A 5347-nucleotide genomic window follows, 5' to 3' on the forward strand; every position below is an offset into this window, starting at 1 on the left:
CTTATTGCCCGTAACTTGTTTAAGTTTTGCATCATAACCGATTTCCATTTTCAAATTTCCAAATAATTCTCTGAAAGGAACGAAGGAAACTCCATTCTTGCTTACTGATTTAGATTTGAGCGGGACTCCATCTACAAAAATATAAGCTCCTTTATTGGCTGCTGATACAGGAATAACACCTATACTGAACAATAAAACGCAAATCATAGCAGTAATCGACAATCTCTTCAAAAAAACGCCTCCAGAACTAGTTTTTATTTCCACTATTTACTATATTACTATCATTTGGAACTCTGTCAATAAAAAAATAGTTATTTTGTCGAAATGTGACCCAAGTATTCAATGTTCTTTCGAATTCCCTCAAATAAAGAGGCTAACCCAATTGCAGCTTAAGCTCATCAATCGTTTTACATACTTTGGGCTGTCGGTCGATTCACGATCTCAGCATGAAAAAGCATCGACCACGCAAGTTTATGCTCAGCTCCGCGGAGAGCGTCGGAGAGAACGTTATCACCGATTTTTTTTAGAATTTAGTTAATCAGGTTCAATAGTATTGTTGGATGCCTTTAATTATTCAGTCTTTCATTGAACTAACGGGCATGATAGTTTAGAGGTAAATATTTACATAATAACAAGTGGTCGGTATAATTTAAGAGTATTGAGCAAACAGCCAAAGGGGTGTTTTTAATTGGAATTTGGACTTTCCCATAGAAAGTTTAACGCCAAAAGACCAGGGTCTCTTGTTAGTACAATTACCGGAGTCTTAGAACATCTTTCGTCATTGTATGCGAATATTGGTGAGGCCAGAGAGAAAAATGGCATTTGGTCTTTACCAGAAAGCACTCCAACATGCACTACATGTAACGGTACAGGTACTGTCCTTGGTGATATTGATTCAAGTCGTATGGTCGCAACTGAACTCTCGCTTAAAWAAGGAGCTGTGCTTTTATGGGCGGGGACTAACTGCGGACCTGTTGTAAAGATTAGAGAACTGGCTAAAATGATCGGGATTGACGTTGAAAGCCCACTTGTTGAGCAAGATGAGCAATTTATCGATATTTTACTTTATGGATATGATAAGGAACCTGTAACATACGTTTACAAGAAAAGGGAACATAAAAACTATTATCGTGGGTGCGTTTTCGATTTGAAACATATGCGTGATACAGGAACAACTAGTAAAGGAAACCTTTGGGCAATAAAATTATTCTCCGAACATGGAAAGTGTCCAAATTGTACCGAAAGCTTGTTGGAACAGGAACGCTTGGTTATGGGGAGTTCCCTTTCAGATGTGTTGAGAATGCCGATCTCAGAATCACTATTAGTTGTCCAGAAATTACGTAATTGCCTCGACAAACAAGTATTAGATAATTATTGCGAATTGATTAATGATCTGGAATTGCGTCTATCATATCTAAATAAAATTGGTCTAAAGTCTCTTTCAGCTTTCGATGTTAGAGTCTTGGTGAATCCGTAAATTGGTTAAGCTAACGAACAGATACGCAATAATTTTGTCTTCAGATTTCCACTTGACCCTTACGTAACGTAATGATTTATAGTAAACGTAAGAGAAGGACGAAACACGGCCTACTGCCAAATAATCGAATTACTAAATTAGAAATCGGAGGAGAAGCAAACATGAGAAAACTCGTATTGTTTATGCATGTATCGCTGGACGGGTATGCGTCGGATTCGAACGGAGGACTAGATTGGATTCCGTACAACGAGGAATTAGAGAAATACGCCGAGGAAGTCGTAGCCGAAGTCGGCTCACCGGTATACGGACGAACGACGTATCGGATGATGGAGAGCTACTGGCCCGCGATGYTGGACAATCCGGATGCGTCGAGGCACGATATGGAGCATGCCAAATGGCTGCAGGATGTGAAGAAGATCGTCATTTCTGGCTCGATGGACATTGTCGAATGGAACAATACGGTACTGATCAAGGACAATATTGCAGATGAAATCAAGGCGCTCAAGGAGCAGCCAGGCAAAAATCTCGTTATCTTCGGCAGTCCGGGGGCGGCGAAGACGTTGCTTGAGCTCGGCCTGATCGACGAATTCCTGCTGACGATTTGTCCAGTCATCTTGGGCGGCGGAAAATCGGCATTCCACGGCGGCGGTGAGAAAATCAGGCTCAAGCTGCTGTCCAGCCGAACGCTCCAGTCAGGTATTATCGCAGCCCGCTATGTGTTGGAGAAATAGCCGTGCCGTACAAGATTTTCCACTAACGGTAACGATAGTTGAAAACTAAAGGGCTGCCGCGTGGCAGCCCTTCGTCATTACGCTAACGGGCAGCATTCCTATTATGAAGAAATACGAGGTTTGAGWAAYAAAAAGACTCCTTGGTATGATGTTAWTGGGTCCAAGTTGCTCGTCAGCCACCGGATTCAAATCAAACCAAGGAGACTACAAGATAAATGAACGCATTAATCAAATCACTTCTTCTACTTTAATTGTTGGTGTTGACATCGCAAAATTCAAACATGTAGCCCGAGCGCAAGACTACCCGGGGTCGAGCTCGAATTGAGTGTGATAAGAGATGACTGTTCCAATTTATAGAACTGATTAGACGCTCAATAACTCTTGCCGCTCTAATCGTTCCACCTCATCATCATGTAAAGCTGCTCGACGCTTTAGGAGCTCATATGTCTCACTCCACTCGTCAGGGTACCTTGTCCATTGAATTCGCTTATACAAATCTCCTAGGGCAATCTCTACTTCATTTCTAAATTGTTTCCATAACATCATAGCTTTGTAATAATCACCGTTATTACGAGTAGCATTCACTACGTCATAACAAAGTTTATCTTTTCTGAAAATCTCCATACTGATTTCATCAACTTTAAAAAGAATTTCTTTTTTGAGTTTTGCGTCATTCTCCATAGTTGCGATCATTTCGGCCATAATAGAAGTTATATTGGGATTATTTTGAGCTGAGTGATTAATACATTCAGTGAGTTGGTTAGTCATAAATTTTTCCCTCCTAGCAACATGCTGTTACCATTCTGGTTTTATATAATACTTTTCGTTAGAAGGGGGTTTTTTTAGTCACTAAGCAAGTGAAGACAGCTACTGGTAATAAAAGGGGAAGTGAACTTAATTAATGGATGAAAAACAAACATATCAAGCACTTAATGACTTTTCGACTAATGAAACGCTGGAACCCCTAGATAGAATGTGCATTATGCAAAAGAAGATAATAGTTGGTTGAATCTATCACGCTCCTCCAAAAAAGGGCAATGGCCGCTGTATTGGAATGAAACTAATTGCGAATTTTTAATCAGCTTATTTGTTTCCTGAGCTTGGGAAAACGGAACGACTTTATCATGAATTCCATGAATAATTAATGTGGGCACATCGATCTGTCCAAGATCGTTGTAAACATTCTCGTCTCTTAGCGTGACCATAATAGCGGAAGTCGACCAATTCGCAGCTTGTAAACCCATTAGAAAGAACCATTCGGATTTTGGTTCAGAAATGTACTGAAAGAAAAAAATCTCCGTTTGGTTTTGCAGCATTTTCGGACGGTCATTGTTTGTTTCTTCGATGATTTTATTCGTAAATTCTTTGGGAACGCTTGATGGAGACGCAGCGTCGATCAGGACGAGTTTAGATACCCCGTACCCTTTGTAACGAGCCATATAACGAATCGAGATCGCGCCTCCGGTAGAGTGTCCTGCTAATATTATGTTTTTTAATTGTAACGCTTCGATGACCATACGAAGATCATCTGCTAATCTATTGAAACCGTAACCGTCGAATGGTTTATCCGAATTGCCGTATCCTCTCCAGTCCATTCCAATACAACGATATCCGAGCTTCGGAAGGTAATTGAACTGATATTCGAACTGGTTATGGTTTAGCGGCCATCCATGAATAAAAAGTATCGTTTTATTTCCCTTCGGATTGATGTCCTCGATAAATATTTTTACGCCCGGTTCCACAGTAACGAAGTATCCCAAGTGTATCACCTCAATTTTATAAAAGTACTTCCCCATTAAGATATTCGCCCTAGGCAAGGTGAATGCCCAATTTCGGCGTCAAATTAGGTTTAGATCGTACGTAGAGATTTCTGAGGAATAACTTGAGTAAAACAATTTCTTCAGATCATTGAGCTAACGGGACACGATGGTTGAACATACCTATGAGCAGTTTGCTGTGGCGGCTGCTCCCATTTTTTGTTAAGCTAATGGGCAGTTTAACTCAATAAAAACAAGAAAGCAGACGGTCCTTGTTATGGATTTTCTTATTAAATAAATTGCGTAAAAGCGCTAGTTGGCATTTTTTATAAGTTATGGTTTAGCAACAATAAGCCACACCTGCATTGAAATAGTCACACCGTGGTTCTAGTAATTTCGCTAATATAATGCCATGCTTATGGTGAAGGGTTACAGTTGCCGATAGTTATTTAAGCATATCAAAACCAAATTATGATTTATGTCGAGCGACACCCTATAAAGTGTTAGATGAGTGGAGATGAAATTTATGATAAGAGTTGCAAAATTGGAGGATAGGAAAGATATAGCAAAACTATTGACGCAATTAGGCTACCCGGAAACCGAATTTTTTATTAAAGAGAACATGGAAAGACTTCTTACTGACCCCAACGAAGAATTAATGGTTTATGAAGATGAAGGACGTGTTATTGCCTGTATTTCCATTCATTATATCCCGCAATTAGGAAATAGAGGAGATATCGCATCAATTAGTTATCTTGTTGTGGACTCCTCAATTAGAAGTAAAGGAATTGGAAAGGAATTAGAGGGATTTGCCTCTGCCTCTGCCAGAAAAAGGGGATGTGACAGTATCCAAGTTCATTGTCATTCCAGAAGAATAGATGCTCATAAATTTTATGAGAGACAAGGTTTTAAGGAGGCTCCTAAGTACTTTTCAAAAATGTTAGACAAATGACGGCATAAACTCTCACTAACTTTTATTGAATCGACAGCAAAGTTTTAATAGGAGGGAATGATTTATTCGGCAAATTAATATTTAACTAACTGGGAACGATAGTTGAACAAACATGGAGTAGTTTGCTGCGGCAGCTGCTCCCTTTCTTTGTTAAACTATTCTAGCTAATAGTTTGATCTCTTCACGAATACCTCAGATATGGGAAATTTACGGTCATCGCAAATAAGACGTTATGAGAAACTGCGGTAGTACCATTAATTTCAAAAATCCATTAAGCTCGGAGTTGAAATATGAGTTTAATTCTTCCTTTGGATATTATTGAAAAAATACAGCAGGAATATAAGGATCAATACGATTTTGTTGAAGACCTATTAACTAATCAAAGTTTTTTCCACACCGAAGAAGAGTTTATATTGAGATTAATTAGATC

5 protein-coding genes and 1 pseudogene are annotated in these 5347 nt (G+C 39.3%); 3 read left to right on the forward strand and 3 right to left on the reverse strand.

Translation table 11 applies throughout. The features are described from left to right. Positions 1-231, reverse strand: a pseudogene (locus AC1DSE_RS29450) (copper amine oxidase N-terminal domain-containing protein); the annotation flags it as partial. Between the two features lie 457 nt (positions 232-688). Here AC1DSE_RS29450 and AC1DSE_RS29455 point away from each other — a divergent pair. Together AC1DSE_RS29455 and AC1DSE_RS29460 are read left to right on the forward strand one after the other, a co-directional pair. Beyond that, positions 689-1477: a hypothetical protein gene (locus AC1DSE_RS29455; protein WP_477528644.1), complete on the forward strand. Its 789-nt coding sequence runs from the start codon at positions 689-691 to the stop codon at positions 1475-1477. A gap of 161 nt (positions 1478-1638) precedes the next feature. Continuing rightward, positions 1639-2208 carry a dihydrofolate reductase family protein gene (locus AC1DSE_RS29460; RefSeq protein ID WP_441884503.1) on the forward strand — a complete coding sequence of 190 codons (570 nt, stop codon included), beginning with the start codon at positions 1639-1641 and terminating at the stop codon, positions 2206-2208. A gap of 363 nt (positions 2209-2571) precedes the next feature. On the opposite strand, the gene AC1DSE_RS29465 is transcribed toward AC1DSE_RS29460, so the two are convergent. Both AC1DSE_RS29465 and AC1DSE_RS29470 read right to left on the reverse strand, forming a co-directional pair. Further along, positions 2572-2976: a hypothetical protein gene (locus AC1DSE_RS29465; RefSeq protein WP_441884505.1), complete on the reverse strand. Its 405-nt coding sequence runs from the start codon at positions 2974-2976 to the stop codon at positions 2572-2574. Between the two features lie 212 nt (positions 2977-3188). Beyond that, positions 3189-3968 (reverse strand): alpha/beta fold hydrolase, encoded by a 780-nt coding sequence (locus tag AC1DSE_RS29470; RefSeq protein ID WP_441884615.1) that lies wholly within the window; start codon positions 3966-3968, stop codon positions 3189-3191. Between the two features lie 523 nt (positions 3969-4491). Between AC1DSE_RS29470 and AC1DSE_RS29475 the strand changes: the two genes are divergently transcribed. Further along, on the forward strand, positions 4492-4917 hold the full coding sequence (locus tag AC1DSE_RS29475; protein WP_477512044.1) for a GNAT family N-acetyltransferase: 426 nt from the start codon (positions 4492-4494) through the stop codon (positions 4915-4917). Positions 4918-5347: the final 430 nt, after the last annotated feature.

The organism is Paenibacillus sp. 01L418 (genome assembly GCF_056400045.1).

What these genes read in the sequence shown, in the direction of transcription:
- AC1DSE_RS29475 (WP_477512044.1), top strand. Translation starts at nt 4,492, where the DNA reads ATGATAAGAGTTGCAAAATTGGAGGATAGGAAAGATATAGCAAAACTA.
- AC1DSE_RS29465 (WP_441884505.1), bottom strand. Translation starts at nt 2,976, where the DNA reads ATGACTAACCAACTCACTGAATGTATTAATCACTCAGCTCAAAATAAT.